The sequence below is a fragment of the Acidiferrobacterales bacterium genome (genome assembly GCA_028820695.1).
In the GTDB taxonomy this organism is placed as follows: domain Bacteria; phylum Pseudomonadota; class Gammaproteobacteria; order Arenicellales; family JAJDZL01; genus JAJDZL01.
Map to the genome: position 1 here is coordinate 41,867 of JAPPIB010000057.1, position 25,400 is coordinate 67,266.

Annotated in this window: 16 protein-coding genes and 1 pseudogene; 10 read left to right on the forward strand and 7 right to left on the reverse strand. The window is 54.0% G+C overall.

All coding sequences use genetic code 11. The features are described from left to right. Window positions 1-98 precede the first annotated feature (98 nt). Window positions 99-2,651 (forward strand): annotated as a pseudogene (clpB, locus tag OXI60_12065) (ATP-dependent chaperone ClpB). Window positions 2,652-2,721: 70 nt separating this feature from the next. Then, on the forward strand, window positions 2,722-3,630 hold the full coding sequence (locus tag OXI60_12070; protein ID MDE0310547.1) for an MBL fold metallo-hydrolase: 909 nt from the start codon (window positions 2,722-2,724) through the stop codon (window positions 3,628-3,630). Window positions 3,631-3,645: 15 nt separating this feature from the next. On the opposite strand, the gene hemE is transcribed toward OXI60_12070, so the two are convergent. The 5 genes from hemE to OXI60_12095 form a co-directional block, all read right to left on the reverse strand. Continuing rightward, window positions 3,646-4,701, reverse strand: a complete 1,056-nt coding sequence (hemE, locus tag OXI60_12075; GenBank protein MDE0310548.1) for a uroporphyrinogen decarboxylase — start codon at window positions 4,699-4,701, stop codon at window positions 3,646-3,648. 11 nt (window positions 4,702-4,712) lie between these two features. After that, the gene (pyrF, locus tag OXI60_12080; protein ID MDE0310549.1) at window positions 4,713-5,420 is read right to left on the reverse strand and encodes an orotidine-5'-phosphate decarboxylase; all 708 of its coding nucleotides are present in this window, start codon (window positions 5,418-5,420) and stop codon (window positions 4,713-4,715) included. A 20-nt stretch (window positions 5,421-5,440) separates the two neighbouring features. Next, a complete protein-coding gene (locus OXI60_12085) occupies window positions 5,441-6,850 on the reverse strand; it encodes an FAD-dependent oxidoreductase (protein ID MDE0310550.1) in 1,410 nt (469 codons plus the stop codon). A 25-nt stretch (window positions 6,851-6,875) separates the two neighbouring features. Next, the gene (gltB, locus tag OXI60_12090) at window positions 6,876-11,333 is read right to left on the reverse strand and encodes a glutamate synthase large subunit (protein ID MDE0310551.1); all 4,458 of its coding nucleotides are present in this window, start codon (window positions 11,331-11,333) and stop codon (window positions 6,876-6,878) included. A 421-nt stretch (window positions 11,334-11,754) separates the two neighbouring features. Next, a complete protein-coding gene (locus tag OXI60_12095) occupies window positions 11,755-13,401 on the reverse strand; it encodes a SulP family inorganic anion transporter (protein ID MDE0310552.1) in 1,647 nt (548 codons plus the stop codon). A gap of 397 nt (window positions 13,402-13,798) precedes the next feature. Between OXI60_12095 and OXI60_12100 the strand changes: the two genes are divergently transcribed. From OXI60_12100 to OXI60_12130, 7 genes are all read left to right on the forward strand, one after another. After that, the gene (locus tag OXI60_12100; GenBank protein MDE0310553.1) at window positions 13,799-16,588 is read left to right on the forward strand and encodes an N-6 DNA methylase; all 2,790 of its coding nucleotides are present in this window, start codon (window positions 13,799-13,801) and stop codon (window positions 16,586-16,588) included. A gap of 214 nt (window positions 16,589-16,802) precedes the next feature. Continuing rightward, entirely contained in the window at window positions 16,803-18,026 is a 1,224-nt protein-coding gene (locus OXI60_12105) for an SAM-dependent methyltransferase (protein ID MDE0310554.1), read from the forward strand. A gap of 27 nt (window positions 18,027-18,053) precedes the next feature. After that, window positions 18,054-18,851 carry an undecaprenyl-diphosphate phosphatase gene (locus OXI60_12110; GenBank protein ID MDE0310555.1) on the forward strand — a complete coding sequence of 266 codons (798 nt, stop codon included), beginning with the start codon at window positions 18,054-18,056 and terminating at the stop codon, window positions 18,849-18,851. Between the two features lie 206 nt (window positions 18,852-19,057). Further along, the gene (hemC, locus tag OXI60_12115) at window positions 19,058-19,981 is read left to right on the forward strand and encodes a hydroxymethylbilane synthase (GenBank protein MDE0310556.1); all 924 of its coding nucleotides are present in this window, start codon (window positions 19,058-19,060) and stop codon (window positions 19,979-19,981) included. Further along, complete coding sequence (locus OXI60_12120) at window positions 19,962-20,798, forward strand: uroporphyrinogen-III synthase (GenBank protein ID MDE0310557.1); 837 nt, start codon at window positions 19,962-19,964, stop codon at window positions 20,796-20,798. Before hemC ends, OXI60_12120 begins: the two co-directional genes overlap by 20 nt. A gap of 40 nt (window positions 20,799-20,838) precedes the next feature. Next, window positions 20,839-21,996, forward strand: a complete 1,158-nt coding sequence (locus OXI60_12125; GenBank protein MDE0310558.1) for a uroporphyrinogen-III C-methyltransferase — start codon at window positions 20,839-20,841, stop codon at window positions 21,994-21,996. A 4-nt stretch (window positions 21,997-22,000) separates the two neighbouring features. Then, complete coding sequence (locus tag OXI60_12130) at window positions 22,001-23,176, forward strand: tetratricopeptide repeat protein (GenBank protein ID MDE0310559.1); 1,176 nt, start codon at window positions 22,001-22,003, stop codon at window positions 23,174-23,176. 13 nt (window positions 23,177-23,189) lie between these two features. Here the strand turns inward: OXI60_12130 and OXI60_12135 are convergent, their stop codons facing one another. Continuing rightward, the gene (locus OXI60_12135) at window positions 23,190-24,233 is read right to left on the reverse strand and encodes a CDP-6-deoxy-delta-3,4-glucoseen reductase (GenBank protein MDE0310560.1); all 1,044 of its coding nucleotides are present in this window, start codon (window positions 24,231-24,233) and stop codon (window positions 23,190-23,192) included. A 68-nt stretch (window positions 24,234-24,301) separates the two neighbouring features. On the opposite strand from OXI60_12135, the gene mutM reads away from it, so the two are divergent. Then, on the forward strand, window positions 24,302-25,117 hold the full coding sequence (gene mutM, locus OXI60_12140; protein ID MDE0310561.1) for a bifunctional DNA-formamidopyrimidine glycosylase/DNA-(apurinic or apyrimidinic site) lyase: 816 nt from the start codon (window positions 24,302-24,304) through the stop codon (window positions 25,115-25,117). A gap of 1 nt (window position 25,118) precedes the next feature. Here mutM and OXI60_12145 read toward each other — a convergent pair whose 3' ends face one another. Then, window positions 25,119-25,391 (reverse strand): YfhL family 4Fe-4S dicluster ferredoxin, encoded by a 273-nt coding sequence (locus OXI60_12145; protein ID MDE0310562.1) that lies wholly within the window; start codon window positions 25,389-25,391, stop codon window positions 25,119-25,121. Window positions 25,392-25,400 lie beyond the last annotated feature (9 nt).

Consider the following 25,400-nt stretch of genomic DNA (forward strand, 5'->3'; position numbering starts at 1 on the left):
GCGATCAGTTTCGACTCCGCATCGAATATTGAAATTCCCGGATTCGCCCCCATTTTTTGTTGCATGGACAGAATTCCGAATTTGGTCGGGCAAACGATATGAATCCAGAAAAGTTCACCACAAAACTGCAGCATGCACTGGCTGATGCCCAGAGTCTGGCGATTGGACGGGATCATCAGTTCATCGATCCGGCGCACCTGGTGGTGGCCATGCTGGACCAGAAAGGTGGCACAGTTCATCATCTGCTGACGCAGAGCAATGTGAGGATGCCGCAGCTTCGAACTGAGCTCGGCAATTATCTCGATGGACTCGCGACAGTGAGCGGAAGTGATGGACAGGTCCACCTGTCGCAGGATCTCGCAAGACTCCTGAACGGGGCTGATGCGCTATCCCAGAAAAGAGGTGATCAGTTCATTTCCAGTGAGATGGTTGCGCTGAGTGCTGTTGACAGCAAGCACAAAGTCGGGAAGATATTGCGCGATGCGGGTGCTGACGGGAAGATTCTGGAAGCGAAAATCGATCAGATGCGCGGAGGTCAGGCTGTCAGTGATGCCGGCAGCGAAGAGCAGTATCGGGCACTTGAGAAGTATACGATCGATGTAACCGAACGGGCCCGGCTGGGAAAGCTGGATCCGGTGATCGGCCGGGACGACGAGATTCGGCGCACCATTCAGGTACTGCAGCGTCGAACGAAGAACAACCCGGTGTTGATTGGCGAGCCTGGTGTTGGCAAGACCGCGATTGTCGAAGGACTTGCTCAACGAATCTCGGACGATGAGGTGCCGGAAATCCTGAAAGGCAAGCGTTTGCTATCGCTTGACCTTGGCACATTGATTGCCGGAACCAAGTTCCGCGGCGAGTTTGAGGAGCGGCTCAAGGCCCTGCTCAACGAACTGACCCGTCAGGAAGGGGAGATCATCCTTTTTGTCGATGAGCTTCATATGATGGTTGGTGCAGGCAAGGCGGAAGGCTCGATGGACGCTGGAAACATGCTGAAGCCCGCGTTGGCTCGCGGTGAGTTGCATTGTATCGGTGCGACAACGCTTGATGAATATCGCAAGCATGTCGAGAAGGATGCGGCGCTCGAGCGCCGTTTCCAGAAGATCATTGTCCAGGAACCCAGCATGGAAAGCACTATTGCGATTCTTCGCGGCATCAAGGAAAAGTACGAGGTCCACCATGGCGTGGATATCACAGACCCGGCAATTGTCGCAGCAGCCCGACTCTCCCATCGCTACATCACCGATCGAAACCTGCCGGATAAGGCGATTGATCTGGTCGATGAGGCCGCCAGCCGGATACGAATCGAGATTGACTCAAAACCGGATGCGCTGGACCGGCTTGACCGAAAGATCATCCAGCTGAAAATTGAGCGGGAAGCCCTGAAAAACGAAACCGATCAGGCTTCCAGGACCAGACTCGAGAAATTGGAAAGTGAACTTGATCGCCTTTCGGGTGAGTATTCCGAACTCGAACAGCTGTGGTTTGGTGAGAAGTCCGCTGTCATGAGCTCACAGCACATCATGGAACAGCTTGATGCCGCACGAATTGAGGCTGGCAATGCGCAGCGGGCGGGAGATCTGGATCGCTTGGCGAAACTCACCTATCAGACCATTCCGGAGCTGGAACAGCAACTGGAGAGCAGTCGCTCAGAAGATGATCGGGAGTTTGAGTTGCTGAGAAGCAGTGTGACTGAAGAGGAAATCGCACAAGTGGTTTCATCCGCCACTGGAATTCCTGTCAGCAGAATGCTCGAGGGGGAGAAATCGAAACTGTTGCGGATGGAACAGGAACTAGGTCGGCGCGTCGTCGGTCAGAAAGCCGCAGTCGGCAGTGTTTCCGATGCGATCCGGCGATCTCGCACCGGTTTGTCGGATCCTGATCAGCCGTATGGAACATTCCTGTTTCTGGGGCCCACAGGGGTCGGCAAGACTGAACTGTGCAAGGCACTGGCACAATTCCTGTTCGATACCGAAGATGCGTTGATTCGAATTGACATGTCCGAGTTCATGGAAAAGCACTCAGTTGCGAGACTGATCGGTGCGCCACCCGGCTATGTCGGCTATGAAGAGGGAGGACATCTCACCGAACTGGTGCGCCGCCGCCCGTATTGCGTCATCCTTTTGGATGAGATCGAGAAAGCCCATTCCGATGTGTTCAACATTCTGCTGCAGGTACTGGACGATGGACGGCTGACCGATGGTCATGGACGTACGGTTGACTTTCGCAACACGGTTGTTGTCATGACTTCCAATCTTGGATCGGACCTGATCCAGGAAATGACCGGCGATACGCCCTACAGGAAAATAAAACGCGCTGTGATGAATACGGTGGTGCGGAATTTCCGCCCCGAGTTCATCAATCGCATCGACGACATCATCATGTTCCAGCCGCTTACACGCAAGAACATTGACGACATCGCACGAATTCAGATAAGTCTGCTTCAGGATCGGCTTGCCGATCAGGATGTACATCTGAAGCTGACCGAAGAGGTGGTCGGATTTATTGCGACGACGGGATTCGATCCGGTTTATGGGGCGCGACCCCTGAAAAGAGCGATCCGGACCCGACTGGAAAATCCACTCGCCAAGGAACTTCTTTCCGGACAATTCGCTGCAGGTGACGAGGTTGAGGTGAGTTTGAACGAGGGCAAGGTCAGGTTCGCAAAGTCACAGCTTCCGGTTGAGGTATGAGACACCATCAGCTTGACCGCCGATCGAAATGGTGAGAACCTCAATTCCATTTCAGCTAGCCGATGAGTTCGAATACGGGGAACTTCACGAGGTTTCTCCCCTGATCAGACGGATCGTAGCGAAAAATCCAAGCAAGTTTACCTATCTGGGAACCGGGACCTATATCGTGGGGCGCGGCGAAGTCGCTGTCATTGACCCTGGACCGCGACTGGAAAGTCACATCAGGGCAATCGCGGAAAGCCTGTCAGACGAGACAATCACGCACATCCTCGTGACGCATACTCATAGCGATCACTCTCCCGCAGCCCGACCCTTGCAGTCAATCTGCGGTGCGCCGGTTTACGGGTTCAGCACAAGACCCGCGGAAAACGACATTGAGGTGTCGGAGCGATTGGAAGAGGACGTCGACCATGCGTTCCATCCTGATATTGCGGTGAAAGATGGGGATTTGCTGCGCACTGAGCAGTGGACTTTGCAATGTGTCCACACGCCAGGCCACATGTCCAATCATATGTGCTATCGGCTGCTGGAAGAAAAGGCGCTTTTTTCCGGCGATCACGTTATGGGGTGGTCGACCACTGTCATCATACCGCCCGACGGTTCGATGTCGGACTATCTGGCAAGTCTCAGGATGTTGCTGGATTGTGACGATCAAATCTATTATCCGACGCATGGACCGCCCATCAGGCAACCGCATGAATTCTTGCACGCGTGCATTGAACACCGGCGACAGCGTGAGTTACAGATACTGGAGTGTCTGCAAAATGGCTTGTCGGACGTTATGGAAATGGTGCCCGTGGTTTACCGGGACACCGATGTGTCACTGCATGCACCGGCAGCCAGGTCTTTGTTCGCAACCATCATCAAGTTGTGGGAAGAGGGCACGGTGACTTGCCAGGGCGCGCCGGCATTGGACAAGAAATACCGGTTGGCCTGAGCCCCCGGTCGGGTATCAGTGAAACTGCGGGCTGATGCGGGCGACTGCATCGACCAGCACCGACACCTTATTTGGGTCGATGTCGGGTTTGATTCCATGTCCGAGATTGAATATGTGGCCATTGCCAGGCCCGAATGACTCAAGTATTCCAGTCACCTGCTGTTCGATCTGCTCGTCGCTGAGTCTGAGTGAATCCGGATTCAGGTTGCCCTGAATGGCGGTCCTGTCGCCGACTCTGCGCCGGGCGTCACCGATATCGACAGTCCAGTCAATACCAATGGCGCTGCACCCGGCATCCGCCATATTCTCAAGCCACTTTCCTCCGCCCTTGGTGAAAAGTATCGTGGGAATTCCGGGCGTCTGTATCGACAGTTCCTCGACGATTCGCTGCATGTAACGCAACGACAGATCCAGATATTGGGGGGTGTCAAGCAGCCCGCCCCAGGTATCGAAAATCATGAGTGCCGAGGCGCCGGCTCTGGCTTTGGCCGCGAGATATTCAGCGGCCGACCGTGCGAGGATATCAAGCAATTGATGCAAGTCTGCGGTCTGAGACTTCGCAAAAGCCAGAATTTTCCCAAAGTCAGTCTTGGAACGACCTTCTATCATGTAGACTGCGAGTGTCCAAGGGCTTCCGGAGAATCCGATCAGTGGGACCGCACCATCGAGACTGCTTGCCGTTGTGCGCACAGCGTCCATCACATAACCCAGATCGTCTTCCGGGTCAGGGCGCACAAGTTTTCTGATGTCAGCCCCCGACGTGATTGGATTTTCGAATACCGGCCCGACCGACTCCTCCATTCTGAGCCCAAGTCCCATGGCATCTGGAATGACCAGAATGTCGGAAAAGATAATCGCAGCATCGAGATCATATCGTCTGAGCGGTTGCAGTGTGACTTCGCAAGCCAGTTCCGGTGTTCGGCACAGAGTAAGAAAATCGCCGGCCTGGCGCCGCGTTTGCCGGTATTCAGGCAGATATCGGCCGGCCTGGCGCATGATCCATACCGGTGTGCGATCCGTGTCCTGTCTTTTCAGGGCGCGCAAGAAGCGGTCGTTTTTCGGTAATGTCATCGGCAATCAGATCAGCTTTCAGCCAACGCATCCGCGATTTCATTCTGGAATTGTGCCGCAGCCCGGGCAGGATCGGATGCATCGCGAATTGGTCGGCCGACGACCACGTAGTCGGCACCGGCGTCAAGCGCACCCTTGACCGTCATCACGCGTTTCTGATCATTGAAGCTGCCACCCTCGCGACGGATGCCCGGCGTTACAATTCTCAATCTGGCGTCTGCCTGCTGACGGATGACCGCCGCCTCGCGAGGGGAAGCGACCACACCGCCACAACCCAGCCTCTCGGCATTTTTCGCCCGTGTCCTGACGAGATCCTCAAGGCTCATACTGACGCCCATGCCTGCCAGACTGTCCTGATCCATGCTCGTCAGGACAGTGACTGCCAATATTGAAATCCCGTCAGATGCCTCGACTGCGGCTTCCATGATCTGCTCATCGCCGTGCACAGTGACAAATGTGATCCCCAGTCCGTTGAGATTGCGAACAGCCCGAAAGACTGTTGCGGGTACGTCAAACAGCTTGAAGTCTGCAAATACCTTGTGGCCGCGCCCGATCAGGGACTCGATCAGATCGACGCCGGTACCACTTGAGAACAGCTCCAGGCCGACCTTGAAGAAATTGACGTGACCCTCGATTCTGTCAGCCAGTTCCAACGCCTGGGTGCCTGTCGGTAAATCCAAGGCGACGATCAGGCGGTCGCGGGTTGGAATTTCGGCCATGAGGGGGTGTCCGTCCTGAGTCAGTCCGCGTTGATGTAGCTCATGATCCCGCGTGCAGCTTCACGTCCCTCGAACACTGCGGTAACAACCAAATCCGCACCCCGTACCATATCGCCGCCTGAGAACACCTTCGGATTGGAAGTCTGGAACGGATACTCACTGTCGTGGCTGGCCTGAACGCGCAGGAATGAATCGATCCGAATATCGTGTTCGGCCATCCAGTCGCTGGGACTGGGGCGAAACCCGAACGCAATGATGACGCGGTCGCAATCGATCAGCTGCTCACTGCCCGGGACGGGTTCAGGCTGGCGTCGACCCCGCTCATCCGGTTCGCCAAGTCTGGTCTCAATGACCCTGACCTGCTCGGCCTGACCATTGCCGATGATCTCCAATGGCTGTCGGTTCCATAAAAATTGCACACCCTCCTCTCTAGCGTGCCAGACTTCCCGCCTGGACCCCGGCATGTTCTGTTCGTCGCGCCGGTAGACACAGGTCACTTTTCCGGCTCCCTGTCGAATCGCTGTACGCACACAGTCCATTGCGGTGTCACCGCCGCCCAGTACGACGACATCCTGGTCATTCAGATTGATGGGCAGCCATGAACCGGGGTCCCAGCGCTCAACCTCAAAATTGTTGCCGACCAGATAGGGCAGCGCCTCATGTACACCGTTCAGGTTCTCCCCTGGAAATCCGCCTTTCATGTAGGTATAGGTTCCCATGCCCAGAAAGACTGCGTCGTACCGGTCAAGAAGTTCCTGAAAGTCAATGTCTGTTCCAATCTCGGTATTCAGCACAAATTTCACCCCCATTTCCTCCATGATCTGGCGGCGTTTGAGCACAATTCTCTTTTCCAGCTTGAAAGGTGGTATTCCGAACGTGAGCAATCCGCCAATTTCCGGGTAGCGATCGTAGACAGTTGCGCTGAATCCGTTGCGGACCAGCACATCGGCACAACCGAGTCCAGCGGGGCCGCTGCCCACAATAGCGACCGTCTTGCCATTGGGTTCGACGTTGGAGATATCGGGTTTCCATCCCTGGCTGAACGCTTCGTCCGTGATGTACTTCTCCACTGCGCCGATGGTTATCGCACCGAATCCGTCGTTCATTGTGCAGGCACCTTCACACAGGCGATCCTGAGGGCAGATTCGACCGCAGATTTCCGGCAAGGAATTGGTCTGGTGTGACAGTTCCGCCGCCTCAAGCAATCGGTCTTCAGCGATCATGCCCAGCCATTCCGGAATGTAATTGTGAACCGGGCATTTCCACTGGCAATAGGGGTTGCCACAGGAGATGCATCGGGCCGACTGACCGGCTACGACAGCCGAATCGTATGGCTGGTAAATTTCGTTCCAATGATGGATACGATATTGTGCGGGATCCTTTGGCGGACTCTGTCTTGGCAGGTCCAGAAACTGAAAATGATCTTTCACATCGATTCCCTGATCACTGCCGTGCTTATGCGGCTTCCCTGAGTGTTTCCATCAAGTCCTTGATATCTGACGCTTTCGGCTTGATGAGCCAGAACCGTCCGACCAGTTCCAGGAAATCATCCCGAACCCTTCTGCCCCATCGGCTGCCGGTTTCCTCAACGTACTCTCCGATCATTTCGTGCAGAAAACTCAGGTGCGGTTCCATGTCTTCGTGTGTCAACCGATGGATATCGATCAACTCATGGTTATAGCAGTCGACAAAAATCCGTTCCAGATCCAGTATGAATGCGATTCCTCCGGTCATCCCGGCACCGAAATTGACTCCGGTCGCGCCGAGTGACAGCACCGCACCGCCGGTCATATACTCGCATCCATGATCCCCGCATCCCTCCAGTACGGCAATGGCACCGGAATTTCTCACCGCAAACCTTTCCCCTGCAGTACCGGCAGCAAAAAACCGCCCGCCGGTTGCGCCGTACAGACAGGTATTCCCGACGATCGGTGTGGACTGTGTTTCGAGGGGACTGTCATGCGGCGGCCTGATCACGATTTTTCCGCCTGCCATTCCCTTGCCGACATAGTCATTGGCATCGCCTTCCAGGTACAATTCCAGCTCCGCTGCGTTCCAGGCGCCGAAACTCTGACCTGCAATGCCCTTGAAATTCATCTTGATCGGTGACGACAGGGGCTTCGGTGACTTGACGATCTCGCCCGACAGCCTGGCACCGATCGAACGGTTGACGTTTGCAATCCGGTAGTCGAACACACTGCCTTTGCCGTGCCTGATGCATGGCAGGGCGTCCGTCACCATTTTTTCTGCGAGCGGACCCTTGTCCCAGGGCTCATTGCGCGCACTCGTACATCGTCGCGGCACATCGTCCGCCACATCGGCCAGCGAAAGCAACGCATTGAGATCAAGTCGTTTCTGCTTGCTGGACTTCGGCTCGATCATTTCCAGATACTCCGGTCGTCCGATGACTTCGTCGAGGCTCCGGACACCGATTGATGCCAGAATCTCACGAACTTCCTCGGCGACGAATCTGAAATATCGAACCACTTTGTCCTTGGTGCCCTTGAAATGCCGAGTTCGCAGACTCGAATTCTGCGTAGCGACACCGGTTGCACAGTTGTTCAGATGGCACACCCTGAGATATTTGCATCCAATGGCAATCATGGGTGCGGTCCCGAACCCGAACGAATCCGCACCGAGTATCGCCGCCTTGACCACATCCAGACCGGTCTTCAGTCCGCCGTCCACCTGCAATCGAACTCGGTGACGCAGTCGGTTCATTCTCAGTGTCTGCTGGGTTTCCACCAATCCCAACTCCCACGGGCTGCCAGCGTACTTGACGGAGGTGATCGGGCTTGCACCGGTGCCGCCGTCGTACCCGGCTATTGTGATCAGGTCGGCATACGCTTTGGTCACGCCCGCAGCAATCGTACCGACTCCGGCTTCGGAAACCAGCTTCACCGATACCAAGGCTTCGGGGTTGACCTGCTTGAGATCAAAAATCAGCTGCGCCAGATCCTCGATTGAATAAATATCATGATGTGGCGGCGGAGATATCAATGAAACACCTGGCGATGAGTATCGCAACGAGGCGATCACCTCACTGACCTTATGTCCCGGCAGCTGTCCGCCCTCACCGGGTTTCGCGCCCTGGGCGATCTTGATCTGAAGCACCTCTGCATTGGTGAGATAGTGGGGCGTGACGCCGAAACGGCCGGATGCGACCTGTTTGATCTTTGAGGTCCGGGAGGTTCCGTAGCGCCGCGGGTCCTCGCCACCCTCACCCGAGTTGGAGCGACCGCCCAATTCATTCATGGCCTCAGCGAGCACTTCATGAGCTTCCGGCGAAAGCGCCCCGAGCGACATGGCCGCGCTGTCAAACCGCTTGAGTATCTCCTCAGCCGGCTCAACCTCCTTAAGATCAACCGGTTCATTGCCGTCAGTCCTGATGCGCAGAAGGTCGCGCAACACCATGGGCGGGCGATGATTGACCAGTGACGCAAACTTCTCATAGTCACCCGAATCCCCGCTCTCCACCGCTGCATGCATCGCGTGAACGACATCCGGATTGAACGCATGGTATTCACTGTCAGTCGAGTACTTGAGCAGTCCTCCGTGACTGACAGGGACTCGAGGATCCCACGCGGCATCCGACTGTTCAATCAGGTCGTTCTCAATGTCCTCGAAATTCGCGCCCTGAATTCGAGACACTGTCCCCTTGAAGCACAAGTCCACCACTTCATTGTGAAGTCCCACTGCTTCGAACAGCTGTGCACCGCGATAGCTGGTAATGGTCGAAATACCCATTTTGGACATGATTTTGAAAAGACCCTTCTTGATACCCTGACGGTATGAGCGTACGGCTGACAACGATTGGCTGTCGGGTACTTCATTGCCGATAATGCTGCGCACGATCGCATAGCTCAGATAGGGGTAGATCGCGGTGGCGCCGTATCCGATCAGCACTGCAAAATGATGCGGATCGCGAGCTGTTGCCGTTTCAACGATGATGTTTGCATCGCACCTTAAGTCTTCGTCAATCAGTCGATGATGCACAGCGCCGATTGCAAGCGCAGCGGGAATCGGGAGTTTGTCCTGTGCAATGTCGCGGTCCGACAGCGTGAGAATCAGATTGCCTGAACGGATTGCCTCCACAGCCTCATTGCAAATGCGCCGGATAGCGTTTTCCAGACCCTCACTGCGTTGATAGTTCAGGCAGATTTGGTGCACGCTGAAAGCCGGGTCGGCATCGTCCATGATCGTATAGAATTTCCGCCCTGACAGAATCGGCGAACCGATGATGAGACGTTTCGCATGGTCAGGGTTCTCCTCGAACAATCCGAACGACAGGCCAATCGTGGTTTCCAGCGACATGACTATTTTTTCGCGCAACGGATCGATTGGCGGATTGGTCACCTGCGCGAACTGCTGGCGGAAGTAATCATAGATTGAGCGTCTTCTGTCGGATAGTACCGGCAAGGGGGTGTCATCGCCCATGGATCCGACCGCTTCAAGTCCAAGCTCGCTCAGCACGCGGATCACCTGTTCCTGCTCCTCAAAGGATACATCGAACATCTTCTTGTAGATGGCAAGCTCAAACGGATTGAGCGCGGCGCTCGAGTGTGTGTCGTTCAGGAGCCTGGTATAGACTCTGCGCTGTCTTTGCTTGAGCCAGCGACTGTACGGCTGACGGTTCTTGATTTCGTCATTGATATCATCAGGCAACAGCAACGCACCGGTCTTGGTGTCGGCTGCAATCATCTCGCCAGGCTTCAGTCTTCCCTTGGCGATCAGGTCGCCTTCACTGTAGTCGTGAACTCCGATCTCGGTGCACAGTGTGATGTGTCGGTCCGCAGTAATGATGTAGCGTGCAGGGCGCAGGCCATTTCGATCCATGACACAGGCAGCATACCGACCATCGGTCAGCACGATGCCCGCCGGTCCGTCCCAAGGTTCGGAATGCAGTGAGTTGTAACTGTGAAATGACCTCAGGTTTGAGTCCATGGTATCGACATTCTGCCATGCCGGCGGAACCAGAATTTGCATGGCCCGGAAAATATCCATGCCGCCGCTGACGAAAAAGTCCAGCATGTTGTCCAGACTTGCCGAGTCTGAAGACTCAAAGTCCACGATCGGCAACAGTTCTTCGACATTTTCGTGAAGCGAATCGGCAAATTTGCCGCTCCTTGCAATGGCCCAGTTGCGATTGCTTTGTATGGTGTTGATCTCACCATTGTGAGCCAGCATGCGAAAGGGCTGGGCGAGACGCCATGTCGGGGCGGTATTGGTCGAGAACCGCTGATGGAATACTGCAAGGGATGACTTCAGATCGGGGTCATCCAGTTCGGGGAAGTACGCGGTCAGGTTGTCCGGCATGAACAACCCCTTGTATACCATTAACAGGGAGGACAGGCTGCAGATATAGAAACTGCTGTCGGAATCCAGCAGTTTTTTTTCGGTCGCTCGACGGGCTGCATACAGGCGACGTTCGAATACGGCTGTCGACAGCCCTTCCGGCGCGTTGACCAGAATCTGCTCAATACGGGGCTGGCTGGACAGTGCCGATTCGCCGAGCGCTTCGGGGTTCACCGGTATCAGACGCCACCCGGCCGGCTCCAGTCCCTTCCTGACCAGTTCCTGCTCCAGCTGGACTCTTGCTGTGTGGGCGATATCGGGGTCCGGATTGAGAAAGATCATGCCGACTGCGAATTTCCGTGCCAGGCTTATATCCTGTCTGGCAGCACATCCGCGCATAAACTGATCCGGAATTCTGAGCATGATTCCGCAGCCATCACCCGATTTCCCGTCGGAGGCTATGGCACCGCGGTGGGTCAGGTTGCAAAGCGATTGCACGGCAGTGCGGACCAACTCATGTGACGGCTGGCCGTCCATTTGCGCAATCAGGCCGAAACCGCAGCCATCATGTTCAAACTGCGGACGATAAAGCCCGGTATCGCGTTGATGCGAATTCATGGAATAAGTCAGTCCCTTTGCCCGATGATCCAGCGGCGAATGCAGCCGTGATGGGCGTGCTATTCAATACTTGGCGGTCAGATGCTATGAAAATGTCACGCGTTCCGCTTACATTCAACCTATCAAGTATAACGATTGAGAGGTGAATTCGGAAATGATTTCACTCGCTCATTCCGCATTACCGAATCATCCGCGGCTGGAAAATAACCGGTGGAAGTGTATTTGCAGTGCAGTTGCATTTATTAAATTCACAATATCAACTGCTTAGGTCAAATAAAGTTATACTTCGGCCGGGTCGGCATGCTCGTTTAAGAAAAAGCCACCTGTCGCTGAACCTCAACGCGATCGCAAAACGAATGAATCAGGAAACGAAAAATGAACAGGATTGGCCATGTACTAACATGCGATTGCTGAACAGGGATCAATTCATTGACGACCTGAGCATCTGTCTTGCCAGCTGGTGGGCGCCTTCCAGGTCATCTACGATATTTTCGTCCGGAACAAGTTTCAGTACGTTCAGTGACGTCATGGTCCTGAAGACAGAGTCGGCGAAGCCGCACATGACGATTTGGATATTGTCCTGAGTGGCCACTTCGGTGAGTTTCTCAATCACCAGGGCAATGTCATCGTCGACAAATTGAGTCTTGGTGAAGTCAAAAATAATGATCTCATGATCCTTGATATCTTCGGTGACACTGTTGACCAGTTTTGTTTTGGAAGCGATTGAAAGGATTCCGCTCAGACGGACCAGCACTGTACGCGTGGAAAAGGGGTCAAGTTTCGAGGTTGACGCATCCTCATCAAACAGTTGCAGGTCAAGTATGGCTGCCGAAGTCACACTGTCCAGCTCGAATCGCTCGATTGTCCGGGCATGTGACATGGCTGCAGCGATCAGGCCAAGGGCGATGGCGGGCAGCAGGTCAACAAAAACAGTCAGGCCGAAAGTCAGCAAAAGTATGACCATTCTGGGACGCTGGATCCGATGAATACGATTGACAATTCTCCAATCGATGACGTCCCAGCCGACCTTGATCAAAATGCCCGACAATGCGGCGAGCGGTATCGGTTCCACGACGTCACTGATCACCAATACGATCAGCACGAGTATGATCGCATAGGAAAGACCGGATACAGCGGTACTGGCGCCGGCGCGGATATTGGCCGCTGTTCCGGGTGGGGATCCGGAACCCGGCAGACCTCCGACAAGTCCTGCCGCTATATTTCCGATTCCCTGTCCGATCAGTTCGCGACTGGGTTTGTGCCGGGTTCCCGTCATGGTATCCGCCATGACTGCTGAAATCAGGCTTTCAACCGACGCGATCATAGCCAGAATGAATGCCAGTTCGACTGACGCCCACAGAAGATCGAGTCCCGGGAAAAATAACTGCAGTTGCGGCAATCCGCTAGGGATTTCTCCGATCACAGGTGAGTCGGGGAACCATAGAACAGCACTCAGGGTTGCCACAGTCAGGGCCACCAACGGGGCTGGCAGGTATTTTCCCAGTCTTGCCGGCCAGAAAATGGAAATACCCAGTGCAACCAAGCCGACGATCAGGGCGTCGACATTGGTCACCCCAATCAATTCGGTCAGCATATGCAGGGATTCCACAACTTCCGATACGGGCGCATGACCCAGCAACGGCAGCAGCTGAACAACGATGATGATCACACCGATTCCGGACATGAACCCTGAAACCACGACTCTTGGCGCGTATTCGATATATTTTCCGACTCCCGACAACCCCAACAATATCTGGAAGAAGCCGGCTATCGAGACAATCGCAAACGCTTGATAAATGCTCTCGGCGTGGCTGGCGACGATGACTGCGATCGCGATCGCCACTGGCGCAGTGGGTCCTGAAATCTGGGTTGGCGTGCCTCCGAAAACAGCGGCGAAAAATCCAACAGCAATCGCGCCGTAAATACCTGCGCTGGGTCCCAGACCGGTTGCGATACCGAATGCCAGCGACAAGGGGAGCAAGACCACTGATGCAGTCAGGCCGCCAAAAATATCCCCTTTCAATTTGGCAGGGCTATAGTTGCGCGGCAACAATGTATCAAATGCCATCAGTGCTGACTTCCTCAACCACTTGGAGTTACGAGTACCCGAAGGTGAATAAACGATTGCTGACGGTAAAAAAGATGAGTTACCCGCATCTGTCGGGGTGCCGAATACCTTGGATCGGTATTGTTGCCATTCAGTGGGCTGATTTGCGTCCGCAATCAATCTAATTTTAATACCTATCTTTATGGGAATTTACAAATCCGCGCGCGTCTGGCGGATCGGCACGCAAAACGGGATGGTCACGTACGAGGCAATCGGTTTGGGACAGTTGTAAAATACCGGTTATGCAAGCGCATTTGAAGCTTCGTTACGCGCCTCGCCCTGACACCTCTCAAAGAATTGGCTGCGTAATGCCGCTATCTTGTGGAATTCACAACACGCACACAACAGACCAGCACCAATGGCATTGAGTTGGAATGAAATTCGAATCCGAGCTGCCGAGTTTTCCCGCGACTGGTGTGATGCGAGATATGAAAAAAGTGATACACAGAGCTTTTACAACGACTTCTTCGCTATATTCGGGGTGAAACGACGCAGGGTTGCGCGCTTTGAGGAGAGAGTGACCCGACTGGACAATTCACGTGGCTATATAGATCTTTTCTGGCCGGGTGTGTTGCTGGTTGAGCAAAAAAGTGTCGGCCGCGACTTGAATCAGGCCGCAGAGCAGGCCGGTGAGTATTTTGATGCCGTAAACGACTCGGAAAAACCGCGCTATCAGCTGGTATGTGATTTTCAGACGTTCCACCTGCTCGATCGAGAGACGCGCGGGCAGTGGAAGTTCACGCTTGAGGAACTGCCACAGAATGTGGAAGTATTTGGCTTCATTCTGGGTCGGCAATCTCGCGACTTCAACCAACAGGATTCCGTCAGTATCGCGGCGACAGAACTTGTGGGCCAAATTCATGACAGACTTGCACATTCGGGGTATCCAGCTGATGATCTTGAGAGATTCCTGGTGCAGCTGGTCTTCTGCCTTTTTGCTGACGACACCGGAATCTTCGAGCCGCGTGACATTTTTCATAATCTCTTGCTTGACCACACGCACGAGGATGGATCGGACACAGGGCTGTGGCTGAAACGGTTATTTGAGTTACTGAACACCCCGGTTGACGAGCGTCAACGTTACCTCATTGATGATTTGGCAGCATTCCCTTATGTGGATGGCATGCTGTTCGAACACCATCTTGTTACTGCTGATTTTGACTCCGTGCTTCGAAACCGGCTGCTGGAAGCCTGCGAGTACGACTGGTCGGAGATATCGCCGGCAATATTCGGGTCGTTGTTTCAGTGTGTGATGGACAAGGATCTTCGCCGTGCGATCGGAGCTCACTATACGACTGAGGAGAACATTCTGAAAGTGATCGAGCCACTTTTTCTTGATGACCTCAGAAAGGAATTCTCAGATATCTGCAAGTTGAAACGGGGTCAGGCCTATCGGTTGCAGGAGTTCCAACGCAAGTTGGGTGATCTGACATTTTTTGACCCGGCCTGTGGTTGCGGAAACTTCCTGGTTATCGCATATCGGGAGTTAAGGCAACTGGAGATCGACGTGCTTCGACAGAGAATCAGTTCCAGTCAGCTTGATTTGGATGCCCGCAGTCTGAGTATTGTCGATGTCGATCAGTTCTACGGTATCGAACTGGAAGAATTTCCAGCACGGATTGCTGAGATTGCGTTGTGGATGATGGATCACATCATGAACAATCGGCTGGGAGAGGCATTCGGCAAGGTCTACACGCGTATTCCTCTTCGCGCCACCGCAAACATTGCGTGCGCGGATGCGCTCGAGATGGACTGGAATGACGTCATCTCCGCGGCGAACTGCAGTTACATCCTTGGCAATCCTCCCTTTTCAGGTTCCAAGCTCCAAAGTCCGGAACAACGCGCTCAGGTTCATCGAATTGCCGCATTCAAGCACATCAAGGGAACACTTGATTATGTGAGTTGCTGGTTTCTGAAAGCTGCTGCGTATGTTGAAGGCAAAACGAGAATCGGTCTTGTCGCAACCAACTCGATTGTGCAGGGTGAACAGGTGGGTCAGTTGTGGCCATTGATGTTCAATCGGGCCGGGTTGGATATCGCATTCGCACACAGTTCGTTCTCATGGTCGTCCGAAGCGAGCGGCGCAGCTCATGTCCATGTGGTGATTATCGGGCTCGTGCGAAGTGAATATCGGCCGAAGTCGGTGCGTCTTTTCAGTTATCCTGACAACACGCAACGGCCGCAAGAAAGCTCGCACAAGAATATCTCCCCGTATCTCGTGCCCGAACTTGAGCGCTATCCCTATGTGGCAGTGCAGGCCAGCAAACGTCCGATCAATGGCTTTCGGGCATTGAAGGCGGGATCGAAACCGATTGACGACGGAAATTACATTTTCAAGTCCCAGGCGCAGCGGGATGCCTTTGTCGCCCGGGAACCAGCCGCCGCGCAGTTCATCCGTCCCTATGTCGGATCACAGGATCTGATCAATGGTACGACCCGATACATTCTGGCACTGCACGATGCCACGCCGGATCAGTTGGCAAATCTTCCGCAGGTGCGCGAGCGGATCAGGGCAGTGCGCGAGTTCAGGCAGCGAAGCAGCAGCGTTCCAACGATCAAACTTGCTGACACTCCAATGCTGTATCACATCAATGTCATTCCTTCCTCTGCCTTCCTGGTGATTCCAGTGACAAGTTCCGAACGTCGGGAGTATGTTCCGATCAGCTGGCTGGAACCGCCTGTAATCCCCAACATCGATACAAGAATACTTGTCGATGCGAGTCTGGCCGATTTCGCACTGCTGACGTCCCGGATGCACATGGTCTGGCTTCGATTTGTAGGTGGCCGACTGGAAAGTCGCTATCGTTATTCCATCAATTTGGTCTACAACGTCTTCCCGCGTCCCGAAGGTGATCTTGACCGTCTGGAACCATTCGCAAAGGCGGTGCTCGATGCAAGAGACCAATATCCGGATACAGCATTCCTGAACTTGTATGATCCAGACTTCATGCCTGCCGGATTGCGTACGGCGCACGCCAATCTGGACCGAGCGGTTGAACGGCTTTACCGCCGCAGACCGTTCGACTCAGATCAGGAAAGAATAGATTGCCTGTTCGAACGTTATGAGCAGTATGTCCAACCCTTGCTCATCAGCAAGCGGGGATACAGAAGTTTCGGACGCAATCTTCCGTCTGCTGTTTTCGCATAGGCGAACAGTCTTGAGCCTTCCAAATCCATTGATTATCTGCCCGTACAGGAGCAATATTCAACAACGTCGATCCGTCGTCGCTTAGCGGCATTGCGACCACAGCCTGCCCGCCGGACCGGACTTCAGATGCATACACATGTCGCCGGCTGTCAGCGCGGCCAAAAATATTCGGTGTTTTCAACAATATAATGGCGACCGGTACATTCATATCGATATGAAAACGCATTCTGACAATGCCCGCCTGGCCGTGGACCTCGAAATGTCTGCTGAAGAGCATGAGCGTTCCCGTATGCTCAGCGCGTTGATTCAGGAGCAGATTGCAAGTTCGGACCACCAGGCGATTCCATTTTCGAGCTATATGAATCTCGCCCTGTATGCACCGAACTGCGGTTACTATACCTCCGCAGGACGGGTAGTCGGTGCCGGGGGTGACTTCATTACCGCACCGGAACTTGGGGAAGTGTTCGGTATTGTTCTTGCGAGCAAGATTGCGGACTGTCGCACACAGTTTGAAAATCCGCCCGTGTTGTACGAGTTTGGCGCGGGCAATGGGACCTTGGCGATGCAGATTCTCGAACAATTGCATCGCCGAAATGTTGACATCGAAAATTATGTGATCGTTGAAGTCAGTCCGGTGCTCAGGGAAATTCAAAAAGACACCTTCAGCCGTGCGGGACATCAGGTCGGTCACAAGATTGAGTGGCGGGAAACACTGCCGCAATCGGGATTCGATGGCATCGTGATCGCGAATGAGGTCATTGATGCCATGCCAGTTGAACTGTTTTTCAAGGCGGGTGATGAGTGCCGACAGGGGTTTGTCGTCGAGACCGATGGCGGTCTTGGATTGGAATACCGTACACCCGTTCGGCCGGATTTCCGAAAGTCCATCAACGCGCTGAATCTGCTGGAGTTCGATGACGAATACTTCTCCGAGATTCACTGCCAGGCTGAAGCATGGATCCGCACATTGGCACAAATGATGCGATCCGGGTCGATTCTGATCGCTGACTATGGGTTTCCTGAGCACGAGTACTACCATCACGACAGGAATCAGGGAACTTTGGTCTGTCACCGACGACACAGGCTTGTGTATGATCCTTTTGCCTATATCGGCTGTCAGGATATCACGGCCCACGTCAATTACACGGGACTGGCCCGGGCCGCCGCTGAAATGGGAATGGAAGTCAATGGGTTCACCAATCTTGGCAGTTTTGTCGTTGACATCGCAGTGATCGGCGCGGCACTCGAACAGGCAACGCAGAATTCCGCACAGCATGCCCGCGAGCTCGACAAGTTGAGCAGTCCGCAAGAAATGGGTGAGATTTTCAAGGTGATGGAACTGACCAAGAACTTCAATTCAACCGGATTGGGGTTTGAATTGTCTGATCGGACCCATCGTCTAGGTGTTTCCGACCCGAATTTCGGAGCGGGAAACTGATACGATTTCCGGTCTGGTGTTGGTTCGATGACAGAATTTCTCAGTTCCAGTTTTCTCGCATTCATACAGGGTGCAACTGAATTTCTGCCGATATCGAGTTCAGCTCATCTGGTCATTGTGCCGCACATTTTTGGCTGGCGTGATCAGGGACTTGCATTTGACATCGCAGTGCACGCAGGAACGCTCGCCGCGTCGCTCACCTACTTTCGCGATGACATCCGGAAAATTCTTGTCGCATGGCTGAAATCACTTTCGGGGCGAGACGACTCAGCGGAAGCGAAAATGGGCTGGCTTATCGTTATCGCCAGTATTCCGGTTGCGCTGGCCGGGGCGCTGTTCCATGAATTGGTCGAGAACGAACTCAGAAGTCCTGTTGTCATTGCATCAGCAACCGTGTTGTTTGCGTTACTGCTGTGGTACGCGGATCGATTTCGCAGGGGCGGACGCAGCCTGAATTCACTGAGCTGGAAGGATGCTGTGCTGATTGGACTGGGACAAGCCGTTGCTCTGATTCCTGGTACTTCAAGATCAGGCATGACGATCACCGTTGGTCTGTTGCTGGGACTCTCGAGGAAGGAATCTGCAAAATTCGCGTTCCTCCTGGCAATTCCAGCAATTGCGATGGCCGGGGGATGGCAGTTTCTGACTCTGGTGACGTCGGATTCCGTGACTGACTGGCCGGTATTCGCATATTCGGCTGTGATTTCTGCCGTTGTCGCATACCTTTGCATACGCTGCTTCCTGCAATTCATAGAGCGTGTCGGAATGATGCCATTCGTGCTGTACCGATTGGCACTGGGCGCGGCGATCTTCCTCTTGGTCTGACCGGACAAACTTCCGCTGCGGTCGGCGATGAGCGTCAATAATGCCTTGTCGCTATTCATTTATAATGACATCCGGACTTGGCGGCGGCATTTGGAACATAGATATGATCATGGCTTTTGTTGTTCTTTCTTTCCCGGAATCGGTATTGCCTGATGATTCGGGTTGAGACGTACGGCCTGGTATAGACCGATTCGAGGGTAATGTGCGTGCAGAACATCCTGGTAGGAACACGGGGCAGTGACTTGGCGTTGTGGCAGGCGAATCATGTTGCCGAAAGCCTTAGGAATCTTCACCCCGAAGTTCGGATCGAAGTCGTGCCCGTCAAGACCGAAGGTGATCGAAGGCTTGATGTCACACTGTCGCAAATAGGAGGCAAGGGTCTTTTTATCAAGGAGCTCGAACGCAGTCTCCATGAGGAGAAGGTGGATATCGCGGTCCATTCCATGAAAGACGTTACCGTCCATCTGGACCCGGAATTGTGTATCGATGTCATTCTTGATCGCGGCAATCCATACGACGCATTGGTATCCAATCGTTATGGGTCAATTGATCAGTTGCCTGCCAATGCGACGATCGGAACATGCAGTGTGCGCCGCAAAAGCCAATTGCAGGGTATTCGTCCGGATTTACAGTTTCTCACCCTGCGGGGCAATGTGACGACCCGTCTCAATCGGCTTGATGCAGGTGAATTCGACGCAATAATACTTGCGGTTTCAGGACTGAAACGGCTGGGTCTGGAATATCGAGTCGCACAGATACTTGACGGCACGGATCATGTCCCCTCCCCGGGGCAAGGCGCGCTGGGGATTGAATGCCGCAGGTCCGACATCCGGATTCAGGAGCTGATTGCGCCATTGAATCACGAATACAGCAGTATCGCTGTACAGGCTGAACGACTGACCAACCGGGAATTGGGCGGCAGTTGTGTTGCACCGATAGGAATTCATGCCTCGGCCGACAATGAAAGGATCAGGTTGTCTGCGTTTGTTGGAAGTGTTGACGGCAGCACACGGATACAGTCATCCATAGAAGGTGCGACTGATGATGCCAAAGCGGTCGCACACACCTTGGCGGGTGATCTGGACCGACAGGGCGCGCAGGAGATTCTCAATGCCTGGAAGACGGATTGATTCTGGGACCTGCAGGAGTTTGGAAGGGGTCAGTGTACTGGTCACACGACCGTCTGCCTACGCCGGATATCTGATCGGCGAAATCGAGTTGCGCGGCGGACACGCCATCGCGCTGCCGACCGTACAGGTTGAATACACCGTGGAGGCTTCGGGTCTTCCGGCTGTCCTGTGCGCAGATTCGGAGCGAAAGCTTGCAATATTCACCAGTCGAAATGCAGTGGATGCGGTAGCCGAGTGGCTGCGAGACAGCAATGCCGCATGGCCGCGTGTTCTCGAATGTGCTGCGGTCGGCCGCAAGACGGCACAGGCGATAGAAAATTCATTCGGCATCGATTGCGCGATCTATCCCGAATCAGCCCATGGCATCACCCATCTGATGGAAATGGACAGAATGCAGAATCTTGCTCGGACACCGTCCATGGTGATCGACGGCGGCGGCGCGAATTCCAAGAAATTGTCGGATCTCCTGCGGCATCGGGGCTCTCCCTCGGTTGCACATTTTGTTGTGTATCGCAGAAAATGTCCCGATGTTGATATCGGGCCTGTTGCCGAGTATCTGGGTCAGGGCTCGATCGGCTACGTTGTGATCACCAGCGTGTCTGGCGCCACCAATCTGTTCAGCATATTGGGCACACAACTGTCAGACCGGTTGAGGGCATCATGTATGATTACTTACAGTGAGAGAATCGCGGACCGCATATGCTCTGAAGGCTTTGATCAGGTGGTCGTTGCCAGCGAGTCGTGCGATGATGCGGTCATCGCGGCGATTGAGAATTCCGTTCAGGCTCAAGACATGAACATCGCCAGTGGACTTTGACGAGTCATGACAATGAGAACAAATTGGAGTAGGTTTTAAGATGGCTGAAGAATCGACACAACCCGACTCACGCGGGTCATCCGGTCAATCCGATAAAGCGAAGCGAGCGCGTAAACCCAAGCAAACAAGTTCCGGTGCAAAGTTCTGGATTTTTGTCGCATTGCTGTTGTCCCTGGTTTCGCTCGGTGGTGCCGGTTACCTGTTTTATCAACAGGAATTCAGGATTCTTCCCCAGTTCGCTTCCGAGAGTGAATTCATTCAGGATGTCGACAGTCAGATCTCGGAACTGACTGAAAGCATCTCCCGGCAGAAAGACGAACTGATTGCCGGGTTGCAGGGTCTGGACGACGAGGTTGAAGACCGGGATGGGAAGATCGAACGCCTCGAGAGCGAAATGCAGCAATCATTCGAGCAATTGACGCGACAGCTTGAAGATGTCAAGGCCTCGCTGTCCGCGATTTATGAGAATCAGGACGATGAGACAGACGAGTGGAGAGTTCAGGAAATTATCTTTCTGATGGTACTGGCCCGGCATCGGATTGAGATCGACGGGAATGTGAACTCCGCGTTGGTGGTCTGGCGGGCGGTCGAAGATCAGCTCCAGACCATTTCCAACCCGGGACTGTTCGACGCAAAACTGGCAATTGAGGAGGAGATTGCAGCGCTTGAGAATCTTGTACCGATAGATTTGGGTGACGTTTCGAGTCGCTTGTTGAGGTTGGCCGTTGATGTCGAGCAGCTGCCGCTGGATCTGTCAGCCGCTTCGATGCTGCAAGATGATGGCGACGACAATGCGATGCCCGACCAGCCTGTTGAGGTGGACAGTTCGATGGGCTCTGGACTAATCACGGAAGTCTGGACGGATATCCAGTCGTTGGTACGCGTGAAGAAGATCGATCCGTCTGAACAGTCACTGCTCAGGCCGGACATGATAATCAATGTGGTGGAAAACCTGAAGTCGGCGCTGTTCGCGGCGCAATCCGCGGCAATACGATCCGATCAGCAGTTGTTTGAGGCCAATCTTGAGTATGTCAGGGCTTCAGTCGGACAACAGTTCTCTTCGGACTCGTCTGTGGTTGCCGAATTTTCCAGCGAGGTCAGCGCATTGATCGCAACCGACATCGTGCTGGACATTCCAGACCTTTCCCGTTCCATTGAGCTTCTGGAACAGGCGCTTGAATCGGCGATCGTGGAGTAGTGCCATGATCTATATGATTCTATTGCTGATTCTGACTGCCATTGTCTCTGTTGTGACGCTCTCTACGCTGGGCGAGCCCGGCTACGTATTTCTGCAGTGGAGTGAATGGCAGATCGAGACTTCCTTGATTTTTGCTGTCGCGGCGATCTTTCTATTCATCGTTGTCTTGTATCTGGTGTTCGATGTTGTTTCTGCCATTTTGGGAATCCCCCGTCGTATCGGCCGTTCGTATCGAGAGTACAAGGATGCAAAAAGATTGATCAGGACCGGCCAGGGGCTGAAGTTTCTTCTGCTGGGTGACTGGGACCGGGCTGAAAAGTTATTGAGCAGTATGGCGAGGCATCTGCCCGAGCCTGAATTCAACTATCTTGCGGCCGCTTTCGCGGCAGAAAAGCGCGGTGATTCGAAAAAAAGACAGGAGTATCTCGAAAAGGCCAAGGGAAGCAATTCGGATCACAAGCATGTCGTGGAGCTTGTAAATTGCCAGTTTCAGATCGCTAGCGGTGAACATGAGGAGGCGATCGAGGCGCTGAAACGATTATGCTCGCATCTTCCAAACTATCCGGTCGCGTTTGCAATGCTGGCTGAAGCCTATCAGAAAACCGGCGACTGGACGGCTTTGGCTCAGCTTCGACCTCACTTGCAGAAATCGAAAGCCCTTACGCCCGATGAACTCAAGCTATTGGACTCGCGCGTGCTTAACAACCGCTTGCGCTCAGCGCAGACCGCCAGCGAGCTGTTCAAGGTCTGGAAAGGAATTTCGTCACGCGAGCAGAACATGGTGGAATTCAGTGGATTGTATGTTCGCCGGCTGCTCGAGTTCGATCGTCATCAGGAAGCGGAACAAGTCATCCGGCGATTGCTCGCTCGCAACTGGCATTCTGAGCTGGCATATTTATATGGTTTGATTGGCGGCAATCTGAGTGACAGCGAGTTGTATGAAACGGCCGGCAAATGGCTGGCGGAACATCCGGAAGATCCGGAGTTGCTGCTGACAGTCGGAAAACTCGCAATCCGCAACGAGCTCCCGGACAAGGCAGTGGAACATCTGCGGGCCTCCGCTGACAATGGGGGCAGAACTGAGGCCACGGAAGCACTCGGAAAACTGCTTCTGGCGCAACGTCGTATAGACGAAGCTGTGGACGCCTACCGCAAAGCGCTATCCGGTTCGGCCGACTAGCATCACGCCTGGTTCAGTTTTCCGATACCGATGGATAGAGCGTATCGGTGGAAAACTCGAACGAATCGTAATACAGATGACTTGCGTCAAGTCCGTGGTCTGGAAATGTCTCGCGGATGACATCGATCATCGGCGGCGGTCCGCTGGCGTAGACATCATAGTCAGTCAGGTCAGGGTAATGATGGAGCACGGATTCGTGTACCCAGCCTGTCTCGCCCGTCCAGTTGTCCTGTTCCATCGGCTCTGACAAGACCGGTGTGAACCGAAAGCTGGCTGGCGCCTGCTCAGCCCACGCTTGTACTGTCTCGTACAAATACAGGTCGCGATAGGCACGCACGCCCCAGAATAGGTGCATTGGACGCATGTTGCCATTGCCCAGCGCATCCTCGATCATCGCGTTCAGTGGCGCGAATCCTGTTCCACCCGCAATCAGGATGACCGGACGTTCGGAGTCCTTGCGCAGAAAAAAAGTGCCGAGCGGTCCTTCGAATCGAAGGATGTCGCGCGACTTCATGGATTGAAAGATATGTGTGGTGAATCGTCCATTCGGAACGTGGCGAACATGCAAAGTCAGTGATTCGCCATTCGGCGGATTGGCGATTGAGAATCCGCGGCGTCGCTGATCCCGCATCATCACGTCGATGTATTGGCCGGGAATGTAGTTGAAGAATGCCTCACCGGGCAACTGCAGTGTAAGCTCCATCACATCATGAGCCAGAAGGTTGAGCGCCTGCACCCGGCACGGCAGTTTCTGGATGCTGATGTTGGATAGTGTTGGGATCTCCTCGGCGCGAACCTCGAGATCTTCTATCGGCCGTGCACGGCACAATAAGATGGCACCGGCTTCCCGTTCGGCATCCGTCATGGCGGACTTGTCGTACGGATCATAAGCAACCTTGCCTGAGACCAGCGTTGATTTGCACGCTGCACACGTTCCATTTCTGCAACTGTAGGGAACTGCGACACCCTGGCGCAATATGGCGTCGAGAATTGTTTCGTCAGGACGGACGGTGTAGTCTCGTTGTGACGACAGATTTCTGACTTGAAATTCGGACATGGAAATTTCCGCTTTATGAGAAAATGCCCTTCAGATACAGGAAAATGAATATCGCAATATTTTAAATCATGCCTGAGCTCCCTGAAGTCGAAACAACTGTTCGCGGAATCTCACCCTTGCTGGTCGGACGCAGGATCACGAATCTTGTTGTGCGTGAATCCAGACTGCGCTGGCCGATACCCGAAACACTCGCGGACCACATCATCAACAGGCAGGTGACGAGCGTCAGTCGACGTGCGAAGTACATTCTGATCGGGGTTGAATCCGGACACATTCTCATTCATCTTGGCATGTCCGGAAGTCTGAGATTCGCGGCCAGCGGTGAACATTACAAGTTTCATGATCATGTCGACCTTGAAATTGACAACGAAAGAGCGCTCCGCTTTCACGATCCGCGTCGGTTCGGGTGCGTTTTGTGGATCGAGGGCAACCCGGCACAATTCAAGTTGTTGAGAAATCTCGGTCCGGAACCGCTGGCGGACGGATTCAACGCGGATTATCTTTATGCGGTGTCAAGGGCTCGCCGAACTGCTGTGAAGAATCTGATCATGGACAGTCGCGTTGTAGTCGGTGTCGGCAATATCTATGCTTCAGAAGCTCTGTTCCGCGCCGGCATCCGCCCTGGGACGCGTGCCAGTCGGATCTCCAGGCCGAAATACCATCGTTTGGTCAAGGCGATCGAAGATACGTTGAGCGATGCGATCACTGCAGGCGGAACCACCCTGAGAGATTTTGTCAATGGCTATGGAGCGCCTGGATACTTCAGACAGGAGCTTGCGGTTTACGAAAGGGCGGGCAAGGCCTGCAAGTCATGCCAGACCCCGATCAGCAGGAAGACGATCGGACAACGTTCAACCTATTACTGCCGGACCTGTCAGAAATGAGTCATGACCGCTTGTCGACAACCGGTATGTCAGCGATGATGCGTCGGTATTTTTCCAGCAGCTGGGTTTCAGTTTCGGTGTGATCCGGGTCGACGATGATGCATTCAACCGGGCAGATATCCACGCACTGCTGGGTTTCGAAATGCCCGACGCACTCGGTGCACAGCGCCGGCTCGATCTCATAGATTTCCGGACCCATGTAGATTGCATCGTTCGGGCATTCCGGTTCACATACATCACAGTTGATGCATTCGTCGGTAATGAGAAGAGCCATTGAATCGGA